The organism is Micromonospora sp. NPDC051006 (assembly GCF_044456245.1).
Taxonomy (GTDB): domain Bacteria; phylum Actinomycetota; class Actinomycetes; order Mycobacteriales; family Micromonosporaceae; genus Micromonospora.
Map to the genome: position 1 here is coordinate 39,928 of NZ_JBITFP010000023.1, position 19,686 is coordinate 59,613.

Below are 19,686 nucleotides of genomic sequence, written 5' to 3' on the forward strand. Positions count from 1 at the left end.
CACTCAGAGGGGCGTGACGTAGGCGCCGGTGATGCCGCCGTCCACCACGAACTGGGCGGCGGTCATGAAGGACGCGTCGTCGCTGGCCAGGAACGCCACCGCGGCGGCGATCTCCGCCGGGCTCCCGAACCGGCCCATCGGTACGTGCACCAGCCGGCGGGCGGCCCGCTCCGGGTCGGCGGCGAAGAGTTCCAGCAGCAGCGGGGTGGCGACCGGGCCGGGGCAGAGCGCGTTCACCCGGATCCCCTCCCGGGCGAACTGCACCCCCAGCTCCCGGGTCATCGCCAGCACCCCACCCTTGCTCGCGGTGTAGGCGATCTGCGAGGTGGCCGCCCCCATCAGCGCCACGAAGGAGGCGGTGTTGATGATCGAGCCCTTGCCCTGCCGGCGCATGTGCGGAATCACGTACTTGCAGCAGAGGTAGACGCTCGTGGTGTTGACCCGCAGCACCCGTTCCCACGCGTCGAGCCCGGTCTCCAGGATCGAGTCATCCTCCGGCGGGGAGATGCCGGCGTTGTTGAACGCCACGTCCACCCGGCCGTGCCGCTCGGCCACCCCGTCGAAGAGGTCCCGGACGGCCGTCTCGTCCGCGACGTCGGTGGCGACGAACTCGCCGCCCACCTCGTCCGCAGCCCGCTTGCCCGCCTCCGCGTCGATGTCCACGCAGACCACCCGGGCCCCCTCCGCGGCGAACCGCCGCACGGTGGCCAACCCGATCCCGCTGCCCGCTCCGGTGACCACGGCCACCCGGTCCTGCAACCGACCCTGCACTGTTCACTCCTCCGTCGCGATGAACACGTTCTTGACGTCGGTGAAGGCGTGCAGCGCGTCCGGACCCAGCTCACGGCCGAGCCCGGAGCGCTTCATGCCACCGAACGGGGTCGAGTAGCGCACCGAGGAGTGCGAGTTGACGCTGAGGTTGCCGGACTCGACGGCCCGGGCCACCCGGATGGCCCGCCCGACGTCGCGCGTCCAGATCGAACCGGAGAGGCCGTACTCGGTGTCGTTGGCGAGCCGGATCGCGTCGGCCTCGTCGTCGAACGGGAGCACCGAGACCACCGGGCCGAAGATCTCCTCCCGCCAGTGCCGGTCCGCCGGGGAGTCGGCGAGCAGCACCGTCGGGGCGTACCAGAAGCCGGGGCCGTCGGGGCGGGTGCCGGTGAAGGCGACCTTCGCCCCGTCGACGTAACCGGCCACCCGGTCCCGCTGGCCCGCCGAGATGAGCGGGCCCATCTCGGCGGTCTCCCGGGCCGGGTCCTCCACCCGCAACGCGCGCACCGCCGGTTCGAGCAGCTCCAGGAACCGGTCGTACGCCGAGCGCTGGACCAGGATCCGGGACCGGGCGCAGCAGTCCTGGCCGGCGTTGTCGAAGACCGCGTACGGCGCGGTGGCCGCCGCCTTCGCCAGGTCGGCGTCGGCGAAGACCAGGTTGGCGCTCTTGCCGCCCAGCTCCAGCGTCACCCGCTTCACCTGTTCGGCGGCGCCGGCCATGATCCGGGTGCCGACCTCGGTGGACCCGGTGAAGCAGATCTTGCGGACCGCCGGGTGGGTGACGAAGCGTTCGCCGACCACCCGGCCCTCACCGGGCAGCACGGTGAACACGTCGTCGGGCAGGCCGGCCTCGCGGCCCAGTTCGGCCAGCCGCAGCGCGGTGAGCGGGGTCAGCTCGGCCGGCTTCAGCACCACGGTGTTGCCGGCGGCGAGCGCGGGGGCGAAGCCCCAGGCGGCGATCGGCATCGGGAAGTTCCAGGGCACGATCACCCCGACCACGCCGAGCGGCTCGTGAAAGGTGACGTCCAGCCCACCGGGCACCGGGATCTGCCGGCCGGTGAGCCGCTCCGGCGCCCCGGCGTAGTAGTCGAGCACGTCCCGGACGTTGCCGGCCTCCCAGCGGGCGTTGCCGACGGTGTGCCCGGAGTTGCGCACCTCCAGCTGCGCCAGTTCCTCCTGGTGTGCGTCCACCACGGCCGCTAACCGGCGCAGCAGCCGCGCCCGCTCCCCCGGTGCCACGCCCCGCCACCGCTCGTAGGCGACGGCCGCCCGCCCGATCGCCGCATCCGTCTCGGCGAGAGAGGTGCCCGCGACCTCCGCGACCACCTCCCCGCTGGCCGGGTTGACCACGCTCGTCACAAGCCCCACCTCACCCCGTCGATCATGCAGTTGTGGTGCCTCACAAATGCCACGCAATACCACCGATCGCCCACCACGACTGCATGATCGACGCGGTCGGCGGGGGCATCGACGCGGCCGGCCGCGGGGCGGCCCGGGTGCTGGGCGGGGTTAGAGGCGTTCGAAGCCACGGACGAGCTCCCAGTCGGTGACCGCGGCGTCGAAGGCCGACAGCTCGACCTTCGCCTGGTTGGCGTAGTGGGCGACGACCTCGGCGCCGAACGCCTCGGCGGCCACCGTGGAGGATTCCCAGAGGGCCAGGGCGTCGCGCAGCGTGCCGGGGACCCGCTCGGCATCCGGGTCGTCGTAGGCGTTGCCGGTGCACTCCTCGCCGAGTTCCAGCTCCCGCTCGATGCCGTGCACCGCGCCGGCGACCAGCGCTGCGACCGCCAGGTACGGGTTGACGTCGGCCCCCGGCACCCGGTTCTCGACCCGCATGCCCTGCCCGTGGCCGACCAGCCGCAGGGCGCACGTGCGGTTGTCGGTGCCCCAGCGCAGCGCGGTCGGCGCGAACGATCCCGGCTGGTAGCGCTTGTAGGAGTTGATGTTCGGGGCGAAGAGGAGGCTGAACTCACGCATCGTGGCGAGCAGCCCGGCCAGCACCCGTTGCCCGGTCACCGACAGGTGCGCGGGGCCGTCGCCGAGCATTGCCGAGCGGCCGTCGGCGCCGCGCAGCGAGAAGTGGATGTGGCAGGAATTGCCCTCCCGGGCGTTGGGCTTGGCCATGAAGGTGATCGCCATGCCCTCCTGGGCGGCGATCTCCTTGGCTCCGTTCTTGTAGATGACGTGGTGGTCGGCGCAGGCCACCGCCTCGTCGTAGCGGAAGGCGATCTCGTGCTGGCCGAGGTTGCACTCCCCCTTGGCGCTCTCCGGGGTCAGTCCAGCGCCGGCCATCTCGGTGCGGATCCGGCGCAGCAGCGGCTCCACCCGCGCGGTACCGAGCAGCGAGTAGTCCACGTTGTACTGGTTCGCCGGGGTCAGCTCCCGGTAGCCGCGCCGCCAGGCATCCTCGTACGAGTCGCGGAACAGCACGAACTCCAGCTCGGTGCCGGCGTACGCCCGCAGCCCGTGCCCGGCCAGCCGGTCGAGCTGGCGGCGGAGGATCTGCCGGGGCGAGGCGACCACCGGGCCGGAGCCGTCCAGCCACTCCAGGTCGGCCAGGAGCATCGCGGTGCCCGGCTGCCAGGGCACCCGGCGCAGCGTGCTCAGGTCGGGCTTCATCGCGAAGTCGCCGTAGCCCCGCTCCCAGCTCGACATCGCGTACCCGTCGACGGTGTTCATGTCGACGTCGACCGCGAGCAGGTAGTTGCACCCCTCGCTGCCGTGCGCCACCACCTGGTCGAGAAAGAACGGCGCGTGGAACCGCTTGCCCTGCAACCGGCCCTGCATGTCGACCAGGGCCAGCACCACCGTGTCGATCTCGCCGCCGCCGATGGCGACCCGCAACTCTTCCAGCGTGAGCGGAGCTTTCCTCATCGGCGGGCCTCCATCACCAAGGTCTACTGGCAAACCGGATCACCGTCAATGCCCGGAACCCGCCGCCCGGGAAACCCGGGCGGCGGGGTCATGCCGGCTCGTCGACCGGTGCGCCGTCGGGGGCGGTCCGGGGCCCGGGCACGTCGACCGTACGGCGGGGGCCGGTGAACCACTTCCGGGCCGAGGCGTACCACCAGACGGCGACCACCAGCAGCAGCCCGCCCACCGCGAGCGGCGCGTAATTCACCGCCGACCAGGTGAAGTCGGGGTTACCGGGCACTCCGGCGGGCACGATCGGCAGCACGAAGTAGATCGAGATGATCGCGATCTCGATCACCGCGATCCAGCCGAGCAGTTTGTACCGGCGCCCGAGGGTCCACGGTCCGGGGATGAACCGGTCGCCCATCCGCAGTCGCAGCGCGATCGGGATGAGGAAGGACAGGTACAGCCCGATCACCGCGACGGAGACCACCGCGTAGAAGGCGATCGGGATGCCGTCGGCGCTCTCGTAGAGCGCGGGCAGGGTGAGCACCAGACCGGCCACGGTGGCGCCGATGATCGCGTTGGCCGGGGTGCCGTTGCGGTCCACCTTGGACCAGAGCCGCCAGCCCGGCACCGCCCGGTCCCGGCTGAACGCGTACGCCATCCGGCTCATCGAGGTCACGCAGCTCATCCCGCAGAAGAACTGGCCGATGGTGGAGATGATGATGACCGTCTTGAAGAAGACCGGGGTCAGCGCGGATTCGAAGATCGCGCCGGAGAAGCCTCCGGCGGCGTTGATCGCCTCGACGTCGGTGGCCGCGAACAGGAACGCCAGCAGCAGGATCCAGCCACCGATCGCGGAATAGAAAATCGACTGCCAGAGGCCGCGGGCGGCGGCCTGCGACGCCCCGCGGGTCTCCTCGGAGACGTGCGCGCAGGCGTCGAACCCGGTGATCGTGTACTGGGTGAGCAGGAAGCCCAGCGGCAGCACGTAGAACCAGAAGGTCAGCCCGCCGGTGCCGCCATCGGCGAAGCCGGAGTTGTTGAACCGCTCGGTGAAGACGAACTGGAAGCTCTGGTGGTTGTCCGGGACGAAGACCAGGATGGCCACCACGGCGGTCGCGCCGGCCACGTGCCACCAGACCGAGACGTTCTGGAGTACGTCGATGATCCGGTGACCGAACACGTTGATCAGCCCGTGCAGGGCGAGGATGATCACGAAGAGCAGGAAGGCCTGGCGTAGCGTCCCCTCCCACCCGTCGAAGAGCGCCGAGAGGGTGAGATTGAGGAAGGTGGCGCAGCCGTAGTCGACCGACGCGGTGACCGCGACCAGACCGATCAGGTTGAGCCAGCCGGTGAACCAGCCGTGCACCGGCCGGCCCATCTTCGCCGCCCACCAGTAGATGCCGCCGGCGGTCGGGTACGCCGACACCAGCTCGGCCATGCAGAAGCCGATGATCAGGATGAAGAGCGAGATCAGCGGCCAGCCCCAGGAGATCGCGACCGGGCCGCCGTTGTTCCACGCCTGGCCGAAGGTGGTGAAGCAGCCGGCCAGGATCGAGATGATAGAGAACGAGATGGCGAAGTTGGAGAAGCCGCTCCACTTGCGGCGCAGCTCCTGCTTGTAGCCGAGTTCGGCGAGCCGTCGGGCGTCGTCGTCCATCGGTTGCTCGGCGGTCGGCGCGGGCGTCGTGGCCACTGCACACCTCCTCGAGGTGATCCCCGGTGCGAGTGGGCAAAAGTCTCGTCCCGCCGATCAAGTCGGTCAATAGATCCCTGGTGGGAATCTCACCGCCGGACCGGACTAATTCCGTTGCCGTTATGCCTGCGCCGGCCGCATCCTTGACCTCGTGACCAGGCCCGATCGCGACGGGCCCCGGCCGGGCGCTCGGCAACGCCCGGCCCACGTCGGCGCGGGGTGCCCACCTCTCTCTCACAAGTACGGCGTGATCCGCCGTAGCTACCGAACGGGTGCCCCGCGCCGTCGCCCCGCACCCCGCCCGCGACGCTCAGACGAGCAGCAGCCCGGCCACCCAGAGCGCCGCGATCACCAGGCCGGCGGCGAACTCCACGAGCATCGACAGCCCGGCCGCCTTCAGTGCCTGGACGGTGGCGGGCCAGGCGAGGCGGTTGTCCCCGAGCCGCAGCCGCTCGGCCGCCCAGACCCCGCCGACGAAGCCGATGACCAGGCCGATGACCGGGATGACGAAGAAGCCGATCAGCCCCAGCACGCCCCCGGCCAGCAGGGATCGCGTCGGCACTCCGGTGCGTTTCAGGTTCCGCCCCGGCCAGAGGTACTTCACCACCGTGCCGCCGAGCGCGACGAGCGTCGCGGCGGCGAGCACCGCCCACCGGCCCGCCCCGGCGCCACCGAAGAGCGCCCAGACCAGCACCCCACCCCAGCAGAGCGGAAGCGCCGGCAGCCCGGGTACCACCACGCCGGCCAGCCCGGCCAGGATCGCCAGGGCGGCAACCACCGCGACGAGGGCCTCGGTGTCCGTCGCGCTCATTCAGATCCCCCTTGCGTCCGGGCGAGCCGGGCCGCGATCCGGTCGGCCGGCATCGGGCTGCCGAAGAAGCGTCCCTGCCCGGTGTCGCAGCGCAGCGCCCGCAGCCGTTCGGCCTGCACGCCGGTCTCCACCGCCTCGGCCGTGACCCACAGCTCCAGCGCGTGCGCCAGCCGGACCAGCGCGTCCACGATCCGCTCGTCCCGGTGGTCGGCCGTCGCCTCCGGGCCGTCACCGCGGATGCCCTCGACGAAGGGGCCGGCCAGTTTCAGGCAGTGGATCGGCAGCCGTCGCAGGTACGCCAGGTTCGAGTAGCCGGTGCCGAAGTCGTCGATCGCCAGCCGCACACCGAGCGCCCCCAACCGGTGCAACGAGCGCAGCGGCTCCCCGGCGGTGCCCATCACCGCGCTCTCGGTCAGCTCCAACTGCAACAGCTCGGCTGGGAGCCCGCTGGTGCTCAGCGCGTCCGAGACGGTCGCCACGATGGCCGGATCCTCGGCCTGCCGCGCGGCCAGGTTCACGCTCACCACCAGCCGGGCCTCCGGGAAGCGGCGTCGCCACTCCTCGGCGTCCCGGCAGGCCTGCCGGAGCACCCACTCGCCGAGCCGGACGATCAGTCCGGTCTCCTCGGCCAGCCCGATGAACCGGTCCGGGCCGAGCAGCCCCAGCTCCGGGTGCTGCCAGCGGACCAGCGCCTCGACCGCCAGCATCCGCCCCTCCAGCAGCGACACGATCGGCTGGTACCGCAACACGAACTCGCCCCGGTCGAGCGCGGCCGGCAGGCCGGCGGCCAGCGACGAGCGGGCGATGTCCCGGGCGCTGCGCTCCGGGTCGTAGACCGCCCACCGGCCGCGCCCCTCCGCCTTGGCCCAGTAGAGGGTGGTGTCCGCGGCCTTCATCAACTCCGACGCGCTGGTCCCGCCGACCGGGCCGTCGACGATGCCCACGCTCGCCGAGACGGCGAGCTGCTGGTCGCCGACGTGCACCGGGGCGGAGACCGCGGCCAGCGCCGCCTCCGCGACGGCGACCGCGTCGTCGAGCCCGTCGCCACCGTCGACCAGGATGACGAACTCGTCGCCGCCCATCCGGGCCACCAGGTGGCCCTGGTCGGCGACGCAGTCGGCGAGCCGCCGGGCGATCATGACGAGCAGCCGGTCACCGAGGTCGTGCCCGAGGCTGTCGTTGATCGCCTTGAAGCCGTCCAGGTCGAGGAAGCAGATCCCGAGCCGCCGGCCGGGAGCCGCGGTCTCGAAGATCCGGCCCAGCGTCTCGAAGAAGAGCGTCCGGTTGGGCAGGCCGGTGAGCGGGTCGTGCAGCGCCTGGAAGCGCAGCCGCTGCTGGAGCGCGTACCGCTCGGTGATGTCCTCGATCATGGCGACGGTGAACCGCGGCCGGCCGTCGTCGTGCCGGATCAGCGACACCGCGAGGTCGGTCCAGAGCATGCTGCCGTCCTTGCGCTGGTAGCGCTTCTCCACCCGGACCAGGTCCTGCTTGCCCTCGATCATCTCCTGGTAGAGCTCCCACATGCCGGCGGCGTCCTCGACGTGGAAGAGGGCGGCCACATCGGTCCCGTGCAGCTCCTCGATCGAGTAGCCGAGCATGTCAGCGAACGACTGGTTGACGTCGATGATCTGCCCGTCGATCCCGGCGATGCCGATGCCGATCGCGGCGCCGGTGAAGACCGCCCGGAACCGCGCCTCGCTGTCCCGCAGGGCCTGCTCCACCTCGTCGCGCGCCTGCCAGGCCGAGCGGGCGATCCGCTCCTGCTGGCTGAAGGTGCGGTCCCGCAACGCCCGGGCGAAGCCGGCGGAGAGACCGGCCTGCAGGGCCACGATCCGCTGCCGCGCGTTCCCGGGGTACGCCCCGGCGGGCACCGCACGGTCGAGAAACTCCTCGCCGAGGGCGCGCACCGACCACTCCAACATCCGGGGCTCGGCCAGGTGCGCCTCGACCAGCGCCCGCCCGACGTCCTCCGCGGGCTGGCCGGAGAACGGCTCGGCCCGCAGCGCCTGCGCCAGCCGCACGGTGTGCACGAGCAGCAGCCGCTCGGTCTCGGCGGCGCTGAGCGGCACGAAACCGAGGCGGCGAACCGCGCGGGCCCACTCGGCGGCGTACCCCTGGGCGCCGGCCCGGCTGACCTCGTCGCCGGCGGAGTCCGCGACGGCGGCCATGCGATCAGCCGGCGGCGGGCTGGTCGTAGCGGGCGACGCCACCGAACGCGCCGAACCGTTCCGGGTGCTCGTCCACGTCGGACGGAGAGTCGGGCCGCCAGAGCGGCATGTGCACCAGCCCCGGCTCCAGGAGCGTCCAGTCGCCGAAGAACCCAGTGATCTCGGCCCGCGAGCGCAGGCTGATCTCGGTGTCGGTACGCGCCGAGAGCCGCTGCGCGTCGAGCATCTCCTGCGGCTGGTCCTCGAAGGTGGAGTGGGAGATCACCAGGTAGCTGCCCGGGACGGCGGCGGCCCGCAGGGTGGCCAGGATCTCCCCGGGCCGGTCGGCGTCCGGAACGAAGTGCACCACGCCGGCGAGCAGGATGCCGACCGGGCGGCCGAAGTCGAGCAGGCCGCGCGCCTCGTCGAGGATCCGCTCCGGTTCGCGCAGGTCGGCGTGGACCACCGTGGTCAGGTCGTTGCCGGCGAGCAGCTCCCGGCTGTGCGCGACGGCCACCGGGTCGATGTCCACGTAGACCACCCGGGCCTTCGGGTTCGCGCCCTGGGCCACCTCGTGCACGTTGCCCACGGTCGGGATGCCCGAGCCGATGTCGAGGAACTGGTCGATGCCGGCGTCGAGCAGCGCGCGGACGGCCCGGCGCAGGAACTCGCGGCCGGCACGCATGGTGGCGGCGAGGTTCGGCGTCATCCGGGCGATCTGCTCGGCGAGCTGCCGGTCGATCTCGAAGTTGTGCGCCCCGCCCAGGAAGTAGTCGTAGACCCGGGCGGCACTCGGCCTGGTCAGGTCGATCTCGGTCGGCAGTCCGTCCGGCATCTGCAAGCTCCCCAGTTCGTCGCCGAGAGGCGGGACGCAGCCGGTGTCGGCACGCGCGGGGGCACGCGTCGGCCCACCAGTCGACCCGCTGAGGGTGTGGTGTTGAACACTCTAGGCCGCGGACTCCAGCATTAGGGAGATCCCTTGCCCCACCCCGATGCACATGGTGGCCAACGCCCGCCGCCCGCCCCGACGGCGCAGCTCCAGCGCGGCGGTCAGCGCCAGTCGGGCGCCGCTGGCGCCGAGCGGATGGCCGAGGGCGATCGCCCCGCCGTTCGGGTTGACGTGCTCGGCGTCCTCTGGCAGGCCGAGCTCGCGCAGCACGGCGACCGACTGGGCGGCGAACGCCTCGTTCAACTCGATCACGTCCACCGCGTCCAGGCCGACGCCGAGCCGGTCCAGCAGCTTGCGGGTGGCCGGCACCGGACCGACGCCCATGATCCGCGGCGGCACCCCGGCGGCCGCCGCGCCGGCGATCCGGGCCAGCGGGGTGAGGTGGTAGCGGGCGACCGCCGCCTCGGAGGCGACCAGCAGCGCGACCGCGCCGTCGTTCACACCCGAGGAGTTGCCGGCGGTCACCGTGCCGCCGGCGCGGAACGGGGTGGGCAGCGCGGCGAGCTTCTCCAGCGAGGTCTCCCGCGGGTGCTCGTCGACCTCCACCAGGCGGGTGCCGCGGCGCCCCTCCGGCACGGTCACCGCAACGATCTCCTCGGCGAACCGGCCGTCGGCCTGCGCCTTGGCCGCCCGCTGCTGCGAACGGAGGGCGAACTCGTCCTGCGCGACCCGGTCGACGCCGTACTCGGCGGCGACGTTCTCCGCCGTCTCCGGCATCGAGTCGACGCCCCACCCGGCCTTCATCAGCGGGTTCACCAGCCGCCAGCCGATCGTGGTGTCGTAGACCTCGGCCGACCGGGAGTACGCCGAGGTCGCCTTCGGCATGACGAAGGGCGCCCGGCTCATGCTCTCCACGCCGCCGGCGACGACCAGCTCGGCCTCGCCGGCGACGACGGCGCGGGCCGCGGTGGCGAGGGCGTCCAGGCCGGAGCCGCAGAGCCGGTTGATGGTGCTGCCGGGCACCTGCTCGGGCAGCCCGCCGAGCAGCGCGGCCATCCGGGCCACGTTGCGGTTGTCCTCGCCGGCCTGGTTGGCGCAGCCGAGAAGCACGTCGTCCACCCGCGCCCAGTCCACCGAAGGGTGGCGGGCTACCAGCTCCCGGATCACGTGCGCGGCCAGGTCGTCGGGGCGGACGCCGGCCAACGCGCCGGCGTACCGGCCGATCGGGGTGCGGACACCGGCCACCAGGTATGCCACGGTCATCGCGAGTCCTTCGGGGGTGGGAAGGGCGGGGCGGGCGCGCCCGTCGGGTCGCGAGGGACGCCCGACCGCCAGGATATCGGCCCTCCGGAGCCGATAGGTTGACGGCATGGCTCAGGCCCAGTTCAGCGCAGAGACCAGCGGTGGCGGCGCGTTCGTCCGCCAGCCGAACCGGTTCACCGACCGGGTCACCCCGCACTCGACGTCCCCGCCCGGCGGCGGGCCGGACGAGCAGGGTCGTTGGCCGCTGGAGGCGGGCCGCTACCGGCTGATCTGGTGCCGGGCGTGCCCGTGGGCGCACCGGGCCCGGATCGTCCGCAGCCTGCTCGGCCTGGAGGACGTCCTCTCGCTGGGCACCGTCGACCCGATCCGGGACGAACGGGGCTGGCGGTTCACCCTCGACCAGGACGGCTTCGACCCGGTGCTCGGCATCGGGTTCCTCTCCGAGGCCTACCTGGCCACCGACCCGGACTACAGCGGCCGGGTGACCGTGCCGGCGTTGGTCGACACCCGGACGGGGCGGGTGGTCACCAACGACTATCCGCAGCTCACCCTCGACCTCTCCACCGAGTGGCGGCGATTCCACGCCCCTGACGCGCCGGACCTCTACCCGGTCGAGCTACGTCCGGAGTTGGACGCGCTGATGGCGGAGATCCACCGGGACGTCAACAACGGCGTCTACCGGTGCGGCTTCGCCACCTCCCAGGAGGCGTACGACGAGGCGTACCGGGCCCTCTTCGCCCGGCTGGACGTGCTCTCCGAGCGACTGGCCGGGCAGCGCTACCTGATGGGCGACGCGATCACCGAGGCGGACGTGCGGCTCTTCACCACGCTGGTCCGCTTCGACATCGCCTACCACGGGCATTTCAAGTGCAACCGGCAGAAGCTCACCGAGATGCCGGTGCTCTGGGCGTACGCCCGGGACCTGTTCCAGACGCCCGGCTTCGGGGAGACGGTCGACTTCGACCACATCAAGCGGCACTACTACGGCACCCACAAGGAGATCAACCCGACCGGCGTCGTGCCGCTCGGCCCCGACCTCTCCGGCTGGACCACGCCGCACGGGCGTGGCTGAGCAGGGCCGGCCCGAGCCGCTCATCACCCCCCGCGCGGCGGCCGCGTCGGCGTCCGCCGGCTGCACCCTCGCCGGCGCGGGCGCGGTGACCCTCGCCGTGCTCGCCGGTCCCGGACCGGGCCTGACCGGGTACGTCAGCGAGGCCGGCATCGCCGGCAGCGGCCACGCGCCGATGTACCGGATCGGGGTCTACGCGCTGGCCGCCGGGCTGCTGCTGCTCGCCGCGGCGCTGCTGCCGGCGCTGCGGGCGGCGGCGGCGCTGCTCGCCGCCGCCGGTCTGGGCACGGCGCTCTCCGGCGCGGTGACCTGCACGGCCGGCTGCCCGCTGCCGCCGTTCGAACGCGCCACCGTGGCCGACCTGGTGCACGGCGGGGCGAGCATCGCGGCCACCGCGGCGGTGATCTTCGCGATGGTCGCGATCGCGCTCTCCGGCCGCGCCGGTGGGCGGCTGCGGCGGTTCTCCGCGATCGCCGCGGCGGTGGCGTTGCCGCTCTGCGCCGCGGTGGGGCTGGCGATGCTGCTGGTCGGCCGGGGAGCCCTGGTCGGTGTGCTGGAACGGCTCGTGCTCGCGATCGCGGTCCTCTGGGGGCTGGCCGCCGCCGCCACGGTCGGCCTCACCGGTCGGTGGACATCGACCGACGACGTCAGGCTGTAAGGATCGTCACGGATACCGCTCCTTCCCTGCGGGCCTTCCTCCGGCGTATCGTCTGCCGGCGATGACCAACATCTGGTGCCTGACCGTGCGCCTGTACGTCGATCTCCGACTGCAGGCCAGCGGCGTCTGTCCGGCGCAGCCGCTCTCCTGACGCTGCCCTGACCCCACCAGACCCTTGGACGCATCATCGTGGCTTCCGCCCTGCGCAAGATCCCCTTTTCCGTACAGATCCTGCTCGGCCTCGTCCTCGGCGTGGCGCTGGGCTTCCTGGCCCGCGCCAACGACCTGGCCTGGCTGACCAGCACCCTCGACACCGTCGGCCACCTCTTCGTCCAGCTGCTGAAGCTGGCCGTGCCGCCGCTGGTCTTCACCGCGATCGTGGTCAGCGTGGTCAGCCTGCGCGGGGTGGCCAACGCCGCCCGGCTGGCGCTCAAGACGCTGCTCTGGTTCGGCATCACCGCCCTGATCGCGGTGGGCGTCGGCATCGGCCTGGGCCTGCTCACCAACCCCGGCCGGGGCGTCACCCTGGACCTCGCCGGTGCCACCGCGCCGAAGAAGACCGGCTCCTGGACGGACTTCCTCACCGGCATCGTGCCGACCAACCCGGTCGGCGCCTTCGTCGAGGGCAACGTGCTCCAGATCGTCTTCCTGGCGCTGGTCGTCGGCGCCGCCGCGCTGCTGGTCGGCGAGAAGGCCGAGCCGTTCGTGGCGCTGAACCGCTCCGTGCTGGAGATCGTCCAGAAGGCGCTCTGGTGGGTGATCCGGCTCGCCCCGATCGGCACCCTGGGCCTGATCGGCAACGCGGTCGCCTCCTACGGCTGGGACCTGCTCGCCCCGCTCGCCAAGTTCACCACCGCGGTCTACCTCGGCTGCGCGATCGTGCTGCTGGTGGTCTACCCGCTGGTGCTGGTGGCCGCCGGCCGGCTCAACCCGGTGCGCTTCTACGCCGGCGCCTGGCCCGCCATCGAGCTGGCCTTCGTCTCCCGCTCCTCGGTGGGCACCATGCCGGTGACCCAGCGCGCCGTCGAGCGGCTCGGCGTGCCCCGCGAGTACGCCTCGTTCGCGGTCCCCTTCGGCGCGACCACGAAGATGGACGGCTGCGCCGCGATCTACCCGGCGCTCGCCGCGATCTTCGTGGCCCAGGTCTTCGGCGTCCACCTCGGCGTCACCGACTACCTGCTGATCGCCTTCGTCTCGGTGGTCGGCTCGGCGGCCACCGCCGGCCTGACCGGCGCGATCGTGATGCTCACCCTGACCCTCAGCACGCTGGGCCTGCCGCTGGCCGGCGCCGGTCTGCTGCTGGCCATCGACCCGATCCTGGACATGATCCGCACCGCCACCAACGTGGCCGGCCAGGCGCTGGTGCCGACCGTCGTCGCGGCTCGCGAGGGCACCCTCGACCGGACCGCCTACGACACGGCGGGCCGGCGCGGGCTGGTCGAGCCGGAGTCCGCGGACGCCCCCGCCCCCACCCGGCAGGACGGGCTGAGCCCGGTACCGGCCTGAACCCGATGACCGGAGGAGGACCCCTCGTCGAGGGGTCCTCCTTCCGTACCGAGAGGATGACGAGATGAGCGTCCTGTTCTCGCCGCTGGCCCTGCGCGCGGTGACCCTGCCCAACCGGATCGCCGTGGCGCCGATGTGCCAGTACACCGCCGGCCCGGACGGATTGCCCACCGACTGGCACCTGGTGCACCTGGGTGCCCGGGCGGTGGGCGGCGCCGGCCTGGTCCTCACCGAGGCGACCGCGGTACTGCCCGAGGGGCGGATCAGCCCGCAGGACACCGGGATCTGGTCCGGCGCGCACGTCGACGCCTGGCGCCCGGTGACCGCCTTCCTCGCCGCGCACGGGGCGGTGCCCGCGGTGCAGCTCGCGCACGCCGGGTTCAAGGCCTCGACGTACCGGCCGTGGGCCGAGAGCCGGGGTGGGGTGCCGGACGCCGAGGGCGGCTGGGCGCCGGTCGGCCCCGGGTCCGAGCCGTTCGCGCCCGACTACCGGACGCCGACGGCCCTCGACACGGCCGGCATCGCACGGGTGGTCGACGCGTTCGCGGCCGCCGCCGGTCGGGCGGTCGAGGCCGGCTTCGCCGCCGTGGAGATCCACGCGGCGCACGGCTACCTGCTGCACGAGTTCCTCTCCCCGCTGAGCAATCACCGCACCGACGAATTCGGCGGTGACCGGGCCGGACGGATGCGTCTCACCCTCGAGGTCGCCCGGGCGGTCCGTGCGACGGTCGGCGAGGAGATTCCGGTACTCACCCGGATCTCCGCCACCGACTGGGTCGAGGGCGGCTGGACGGTGGACGACAGCGTGGTGCTCGCCGGCGAGCTGGCCGGGGCCGGGGTGGACCTGGTGGACACCTCGTCCGGCGGCGTCAGCACGGCCCAGCGGATCCCGCTGGGCCCCGGCTACCAGGTGCCGGCGGCCGGCCGGATCCGTCGGGAGGCCGGCGTGCCGACCGGCGCGGTCGGGCTGATCGTGGAGCCGGAGCACGCCGAGGCGATCGTCGCCGACGGCGAGGCGGACCTGGTGCTGCTCGGCCGGGAGTTGCTGCGCGACCCGTACTGGCCGCACCGCGCGGCCGCCAAGCTCGGCGCCACCCCCAGCTGGCCGAGCCAGTACCTCCGCGCCACCTGATCCGACCGTCCCGACCGGTGGCCGTCCGTCGCCCCCGGCGGCCCGCGCCGGCCCCCGTTCCACCTCCTTTGCTCTGCATCAGCCGAGGAAACACCCGCCGTCCGCTATCCGGACGGCGGGTGTTTCCGTCGCTGAAGCAGAGCAAAGGGCGCGAGGGAGTACCCCGGAAGCGGCGACACCCGCACCCCCCGCGACCGACAGCACCCATCGAGCCCTGCCACCCCGCGCCCTGCCGCCCGCGCCAAGCCGCCCGCGCCAAGCCGCCCGCGCCAGACCGCCACGCCACGCGAACTTAACCGCCGCGCGAAGCCCGATCAGCCGGCCAGATGGCCCCAGCGCTGCTCCAGCTCCCGCCACGGGCCCTGAGCGGCGACCGTGCCGGCGAGCAGCACCACCACGTGGTCGGCGCGGACCAGCGCGGCGCGCTTGGAGGTCGAGCCGACCACCGTCACCCCGTGCGCGCGCAGTGCCGCCCAGAGCTCCAGCTCGGTGGTGACGTCCAGCGCGGACGACACGTCGTCGGCGACCAGCAGCTCGGTGCGCGGCGCCAACGCGCGGGCCAACGCCAGCCGCTGCAACTGACCGCCGGAGAGCCGGGTGCCCTTGTGCCCGATCAGCAACCCGAGCCCGCCGCCGGCCGCCGCCAGGTCGTGCTCCAGTTGGGCGGTCGAGACCGCCTCCACCGCGTCGACCTGGTGGCCGAGGGCGATGTTGTCGGCCACCGTGCCGGAGAGCACCCGGGGCAGCTGACCCACGTACCCGACCTGGTTCGGGCGTAGGAACAGCTCCGGCTCGGTGACCGGCTCGCCGTTCCAACTCAGCCGCCCGGTGTGGTGCACGATCCCGGCCAGGGCGCGCAGCAGCGACGACTTGCCGGAGCCGACCGGCCCGACGACGAGGACCAGCTGTCCCCGTTCGACGGTGAGGTCGACGTCGCGCACGGCGAGCTTCCCGTCCGAGTGCAGCGCGCCGAAGCCGGTCAGCTCCAACCGGCGCAGCGGGTGCCGTGGCGGCGGCACCGGGGCGGGCGCGGTCCCGGCCGCCAGGTCCACCCCCGGCACGGCCGCCGAGTAGGTGGCGACGCCGGTCATCGCCACCGTCCGGCGGGTCCAGACCCGGGCGGACGGGTAGTGCGAGACCAGCGCGGCCGTGGTCCAGGCGAACCAGCGGGCCGCCCCGAGGGTGGAGACCGCCACCAGCACGGCGCCGGAGGTGAGCCCGCCGCCGAGGTAGAGCGCCCACGCGCCGATCGGCAGCAGCCCGCTGACCACCGACGGGGTCGACCGGGCCCAGACCTGCATGGAGATCTCCCGGCGCTGCCGGTCGCTGCGGACCGTGTCCAGCGCCGCGAGGTGGTGCAGCACCGGGCGGGTGGCGCCGGCGAGCTTCACCGTACGGGCGGCGGAGAGCGAGGAGACCAGCGCGGTGGCGAACGCGGCCCGGGCCTTCACCGTGCCCCGGGCGGTGCGCTCCAACCGCGGCCCGAACAGGGTCGCCGCCAACCCGGAGACCACCATCGTGCCGAGGAAGAAGAGCCCCGGTACGACGCTGCCGGTCACCAGGGTCATGGTGGCCACGATCGCCAGCGAGATGAACTGGTCCATCAGGTTGTCGGCGAGCTGCACCACCCGCTCCGTGTCGCCGCTCTGGGCGACCACCTCGGCCGGGGTGTGCGCGCTGACCCGGCGGGCACCGGTCTGGCCGTGCACCAGTCGCTGGCTGATCCGCAGCATCTGCCGGATCCACCACTGCGGGAACCACAGGTTGGTCAGGTAGGGCAGCGGCAGGACGACGAGCAGCGCGGCGACGATGCCGATCGCCGGTAGCCACGGGCTGCCGCCGTCGACCACGTCGGCCCAGAGCCAGGGCAGCACCGAGCCGTCCAGGCCGAGCAGCGTCATGACGACGAAGAGGGTTACGGAGACCAGGCCGTAGCGGGGGTCATTGACCCCGAGCCGGAGGATCTCCCGCAGCGTCCGGGCGGGCGGCGTCGCGGGCACCGGCGGCGGATCAGTCTTCGGTACGGCGACCGGCCGCTCGACCTGCACCGACGCCGCCTCGGTGGGTTCCGCGAGGTCCCACTCCGCACCCGGCGCGGGCAGCAGGTCAACCCGGCCGTGCCCCGCGCCCGCCCCGGCATACGCGCTCGCGTGGCTGGTGGCCAGCAGCTCGGCGAAGCGGGTCGACTCGCGCAGCGGCCCGGCCTCCAGCACCGCGCCGTCGGCCAGCACCACCACCTCGTCGCAGCGGCGCACCGACGAGAGCCGGTGGGCGATCACGATGCCGATCCGGTCGGTGAGCAGCCGCTCGGTGGCCTGCCGGACCCGCGCCTCGGTGACCGGGTCCAGCCGGGCGGTGGCCTCGTCGAGGATCACCACGTGCGGATCGCGGACCAGGATCCGGGCGAACGCCACCAGCTGCTCCTGCCCGGCGGAGAGCACGTGCCCGCCCTCGCCCAGCCGGGTCCGTACGCCGTCGGGGAGTTCGGCGATCCACCCGGCCAGCCCCAGCTCCTCAAGCGCCCGGGTGGCGTCGTCGAGCAGGTCGGGGTCGAAGAGCGCGACGTTCTCGGCCAGCGTGCCGGCCAGGATCTCGGTGCGTTGCGGCACCACCGCGATCCACCGGCGCAGCTCCTCGACGTCGAGGTCGACCAGGTCGGTGTCGCCGAGGAAGACCGTGCCCCGGGGCACCTCGACCGCCCGGGTGAGCACCTTGGCCAGCGTCGACTTGCCCGACCCGGTACGGCCGACAAGGGCGTACGACCGGCCGCGGGCGAACGTCAGCCGGACGTCGCGCAGCGCCGGGCCACGGTCGTCGTCGGCGGAGTAGCGGAAGGTGAGCCCCCGCACGGTGAGGTCGCCGTCGACCGGCTCGGCCCCGCCGGCGGGCTCCTGCGGCGAGTCGGAGAGCAGTTGCACCCGGGCCCAGGCGCCGAGCGCGTACTGCAGGTGCGGCACCCAGCGGGCCAGGTGCTCGACGGTCGCGCCGAAGGCGATGGCGAGCAGCCAGATCGCGGTCAGCCGGGCGGCGTCGATCCGGCCGCTGGCCAGCGCCCACGCGCCGCCGAGCACCACGGCGGCGATCCCGGCCCGGATGCCGCCGGCGGCGACGGCGGTGACCTGGGCGGACATCCGGAAAACCCGACCACCCCGGGCGATCACCTCGGCGGCCCGCCGGGCGTAGAGGCGCAGCACGTACGGCCGGGCCAGGCTGGTGCGGACGTCGTCCTGGCCGTGCACCGCCTCCTCCATGACCGCGGCGAGGTCGGACCAGGCCTCCTCCTCGGCCATCCGGGCGGGCGCGATCCGCGTGGTGGGACGGCGCAGGACCACGGCGAGCAGCCCGGTCAGCACGATCATCCCGATGCCGGCCGGCCACCACACCACCAGCGCGCTCGCCGTGGCGAGCACGCACACGGCCAGCCCCTGGACGAGCCGGACGCCGGTGTTCCGCAGCTCGGCGGCGACCTGGTAGACGTCGTTGTCGATCCGGTCGAGCAGCTCGCCGACCGGGGTGGTCTCCAGGGTGGGCAGGTCCTGCCCGAGCGCGACCCGGCACAGCCGGCGACGCACGTCGGCGGACCAGTCGGCGGTCAGGCCGGCCATCAGCAATCCGATGGCGAGGTCGGCGAGCACCGCGGCGACCAGCGCCACCGCCAGCACGGTGAACCAGCCCATCGACCGGTGCACCAGCACCGGCCCGGCCAGCGCGGACGCGGCCGCCTGGCCGGCGGCGCCGAGCACGACGAGCAGCAGGACGACCGCCATCCGGCGTGGTGCGGTGGCCCAGAGGTCGCGGAGCAGGCGCATGGAAAGTCCTCCGGACTCGGGTCGGCTGGGGGCGGTGCCTCCAGCCTGGTCGTTCGGCCGGCGCCGCTCAACGCATTTACCAGCCAGCGGGCCCCTCGAAGCCCGCATCGGCCAGCCCGGAACACGTTCGAATCACCCGCCGGAGGATGCCGAGCGGCGCCTCTGCGCGTCCCCGATCGGCCAGCCCGCTGGACGGGAACCGTCAGAAGAGCACGGTGGCGAGGGTGCCGACCGGGCGGAACCCGCAGCGCTCGTAGACCCGGCGTGCGGGCTGGTTGAAATCGTTGACGTAGAGGCTGACCGACGGCGCGACCCGGAGCAGCGCGTCGCGCACCACCGCCGCCATCGCCGCCGTGGCGATCCCCCGGCCCCGCCAGTCCGGGGCCACCCAGACCCCCTGAACCTGGGCCGTCCGCCGGGTCACCACCGCGAGCTCGGCCTTGAAGACGACCCGGCCGTCGACGAACCGGGCGTACGCCCGACCGGCCCGGACCAGCTCGCTCACCCGCCGCCGGTAGCTGCGCCCGCCATCCTCGGCCAGCGGCGAGACCCCGACCTCCTCGGTGTACATCGCCACCGCGGCCGGGAAGAGCCGGTCGATCTCGCCGGGGCGTACCCGCCGCACCTCCGGGTCGGCGGTGACCGCGGGCAGCGCCTCGGTGGCCAGCAGCGGCTGGTTCGGGCGTACGTCCCGGGCCGGTCCCCAGACGTCGGAGAGCTGGTCCCAGAGCCCGAGCACGGCGTCGGCCCGGCCGACGATCGAGGAGCAGAGCCGCTCCTCGCCGGCGAGCAGGTCGGCGAAGGCGGCGACGGCCGGCTCGGTGGCCAGGACCGGGGTCAGGTTGCCGCCGAGCCAGCAGATCGACTCGAGGTTGCGCCGTGCGCCGTAGCCGAGGATCCGTCCCTCGGCCCGCCACCAGGAGAGCCCGCGCGCGGCGACCCGCTCGGCGACCTGCGCGCCCGCGAACGGGTCGAGGTCGAGCAGCCGCTCGACCGCGCGGCGCTCCGATTCCCCGAGTTGCCGTACCGGCACCGTCAGCACGCTTACCAGCCTGCCAGATCGGGCCCCCGCCTCG

General features: G+C 73.3%; 14 protein-coding genes. 4 read left to right on the forward strand and 10 right to left on the reverse strand.

The window, feature by feature from the left end; translation table 11 throughout:
* Positions 1 to 3: 3 nt before the first annotated feature.
* The 8 genes from ACIBBA_RS26925 to pcaF all read right to left on the reverse strand — a co-directional run bounded on the left by ACIBBA_RS26925 (position 4) and on the right by pcaF (position 10,436).
* Positions 4 to 771: a 3-oxoacyl-ACP reductase gene (locus tag ACIBBA_RS26925; protein WP_396700717.1), complete on the reverse strand. Its 768-nt coding sequence runs from the start codon at positions 769 to 771 to the stop codon at positions 4 to 6.
* A 3-nt stretch (positions 772 to 774) separates the two neighbouring features.
* Complete coding sequence (locus ACIBBA_RS26930; RefSeq protein ID WP_396700812.1) at positions 775 to 2,121, reverse strand: aldehyde dehydrogenase family protein; 1,347 nt, start codon at positions 2,119 to 2,121, stop codon at positions 775 to 777.
* A gap of 159 nt (positions 2,122 to 2,280) precedes the next feature.
* Positions 2,281 to 3,645: a glutamine synthetase family protein gene (locus tag ACIBBA_RS26935; RefSeq protein WP_396700718.1), complete on the reverse strand. Its 1,365-nt coding sequence runs from the start codon at positions 3,643 to 3,645 to the stop codon at positions 2,281 to 2,283.
* Between the two features lie 88 nt (positions 3,646 to 3,733).
* Positions 3,734 to 5,326 carry an amino acid permease gene (locus ACIBBA_RS26940; protein ID WP_396700719.1) on the reverse strand — a complete coding sequence of 531 codons (1,593 nt, stop codon included), beginning with the start codon at positions 5,324 to 5,326 and terminating at the stop codon, positions 3,734 to 3,736.
* Positions 5,327 to 5,636: 310 nt separating this feature from the next.
* Complete coding sequence (locus tag ACIBBA_RS26945; protein WP_357052935.1) at positions 5,637 to 6,137, reverse strand: DUF456 domain-containing protein; 501 nt, start codon at positions 6,135 to 6,137, stop codon at positions 5,637 to 5,639.
* Positions 6,134 to 8,305, reverse strand: coding sequence for a putative bifunctional diguanylate cyclase/phosphodiesterase (locus ACIBBA_RS26950; RefSeq protein ID WP_396700720.1), 2,172 nt, complete (start codon positions 8,303 to 8,305; stop codon positions 6,134 to 6,136). Before ACIBBA_RS26950 ends, ACIBBA_RS26945 begins: the two co-directional genes overlap by 4 nt.
* A 4-nt stretch (positions 8,306 to 8,309) precedes the next feature.
* A complete protein-coding gene (locus ACIBBA_RS26955; RefSeq protein WP_396700721.1) occupies positions 8,310 to 9,125 on the reverse strand; it encodes an SAM-dependent methyltransferase in 816 nt (271 codons plus the stop codon).
* A gap of 105 nt (positions 9,126 to 9,230) precedes the next feature.
* Positions 9,231 to 10,436, reverse strand: coding sequence for a 3-oxoadipyl-CoA thiolase (pcaF, locus tag ACIBBA_RS26960; RefSeq protein WP_357052926.1), 1,206 nt, complete (start codon positions 10,434 to 10,436; stop codon positions 9,231 to 9,233).
* A gap of 106 nt (positions 10,437 to 10,542) precedes the next feature.
* Here pcaF and ACIBBA_RS26965 point away from each other — a divergent pair, with 106 nt between their 5' ends.
* From ACIBBA_RS26965 to ACIBBA_RS26980, 4 genes are all read left to right on the forward strand, one after another.
* Positions 10,543 to 11,508 carry a glutathione S-transferase family protein gene (locus ACIBBA_RS26965; protein WP_396700722.1) on the forward strand — a complete coding sequence of 322 codons (966 nt, stop codon included), beginning with the start codon at positions 10,543 to 10,545 and terminating at the stop codon, positions 11,506 to 11,508.
* The gene (locus tag ACIBBA_RS26970; protein WP_396700723.1) at positions 11,501 to 12,163 is read left to right on the forward strand and encodes a DUF998 domain-containing protein; all 663 of its coding nucleotides are present in this window, start codon (positions 11,501 to 11,503) and stop codon (positions 12,161 to 12,163) included. Before ACIBBA_RS26965 ends, ACIBBA_RS26970 begins: the two co-directional genes overlap by 8 nt.
* Before the next feature lie 201 nt (positions 12,164 to 12,364).
* A complete protein-coding gene (locus ACIBBA_RS26975) occupies positions 12,365 to 13,669 on the forward strand; it encodes a dicarboxylate/amino acid:cation symporter (protein ID WP_396700814.1) in 1,305 nt (434 codons plus the stop codon).
* Positions 13,670 to 13,733: 64 nt separating this feature from the next.
* Positions 13,734 to 14,801: an NADH:flavin oxidoreductase/NADH oxidase gene (locus tag ACIBBA_RS26980; protein WP_396700724.1), complete on the forward strand. Its 1,068-nt coding sequence runs from the start codon at positions 13,734 to 13,736 to the stop codon at positions 14,799 to 14,801.
* A gap of 314 nt (positions 14,802 to 15,115) precedes the next feature.
* Here ACIBBA_RS26980 and ACIBBA_RS26985 read toward each other — a convergent pair whose 3' ends face one another.
* Together ACIBBA_RS26985 and ACIBBA_RS26990 are read right to left on the reverse strand one after the other, a co-directional pair.
* A complete protein-coding gene (locus ACIBBA_RS26985) occupies positions 15,116 to 18,610 on the reverse strand; it encodes an ATP-binding cassette domain-containing protein (RefSeq protein WP_396700725.1) in 3,495 nt (1,164 codons plus the stop codon).
* Between the two features lie 202 nt (positions 18,611 to 18,812).
* Entirely contained in the window at positions 18,813 to 19,652 is an 840-nt protein-coding gene (locus ACIBBA_RS26990; RefSeq protein ID WP_350869733.1) for a GNAT family N-acetyltransferase, read from the reverse strand.
* Between the last annotated feature and the right edge of the window lie 34 nt (positions 19,653 to 19,686).

Bases quoted from the DNA above. Each gene is read 5' to 3' on its own strand.
- ACIBBA_RS26935 (WP_396700718.1), bottom strand. From the start codon at position 3,645: ATGAGGAAAGCTCCGCTCACGCTGGAAGAGTTGCGGGTCGCCATCGGC.
- ACIBBA_RS26945 (WP_357052935.1), bottom strand. From the start codon at position 6,137: ATGAGCGCGACGGACACCGAGGCCCTCGTCGCGGTGGTTGCCGCCCTG.
- ACIBBA_RS26950 (WP_396700720.1), bottom strand. From the start codon at position 8,305: ATGGCCGCCGTCGCGGACTCCGCCGGCGACGAGGTCAGCCGGGCCGGC.
- pcaF (WP_357052926.1), bottom strand. From the start codon at position 10,436: ATGACCGTGGCATACCTGGTGGCCGGTGTCCGCACCCCGATCGGCCGG.
- ACIBBA_RS26965 (WP_396700722.1), top strand. From the start codon at position 10,543: ATGGCTCAGGCCCAGTTCAGCGCAGAGACCAGCGGTGGCGGCGCGTTC.
- ACIBBA_RS26980 (WP_396700724.1), top strand. From the start codon at position 13,734: ATGAGCGTCCTGTTCTCGCCGCTGGCCCTGCGCGCGGTGACCCTGCCC.
- ACIBBA_RS26985 (WP_396700725.1), bottom strand. From the start codon at position 18,610: ATGCGCCTGCTCCGCGACCTCTGGGCCACCGCACCACGCCGGATGGCG.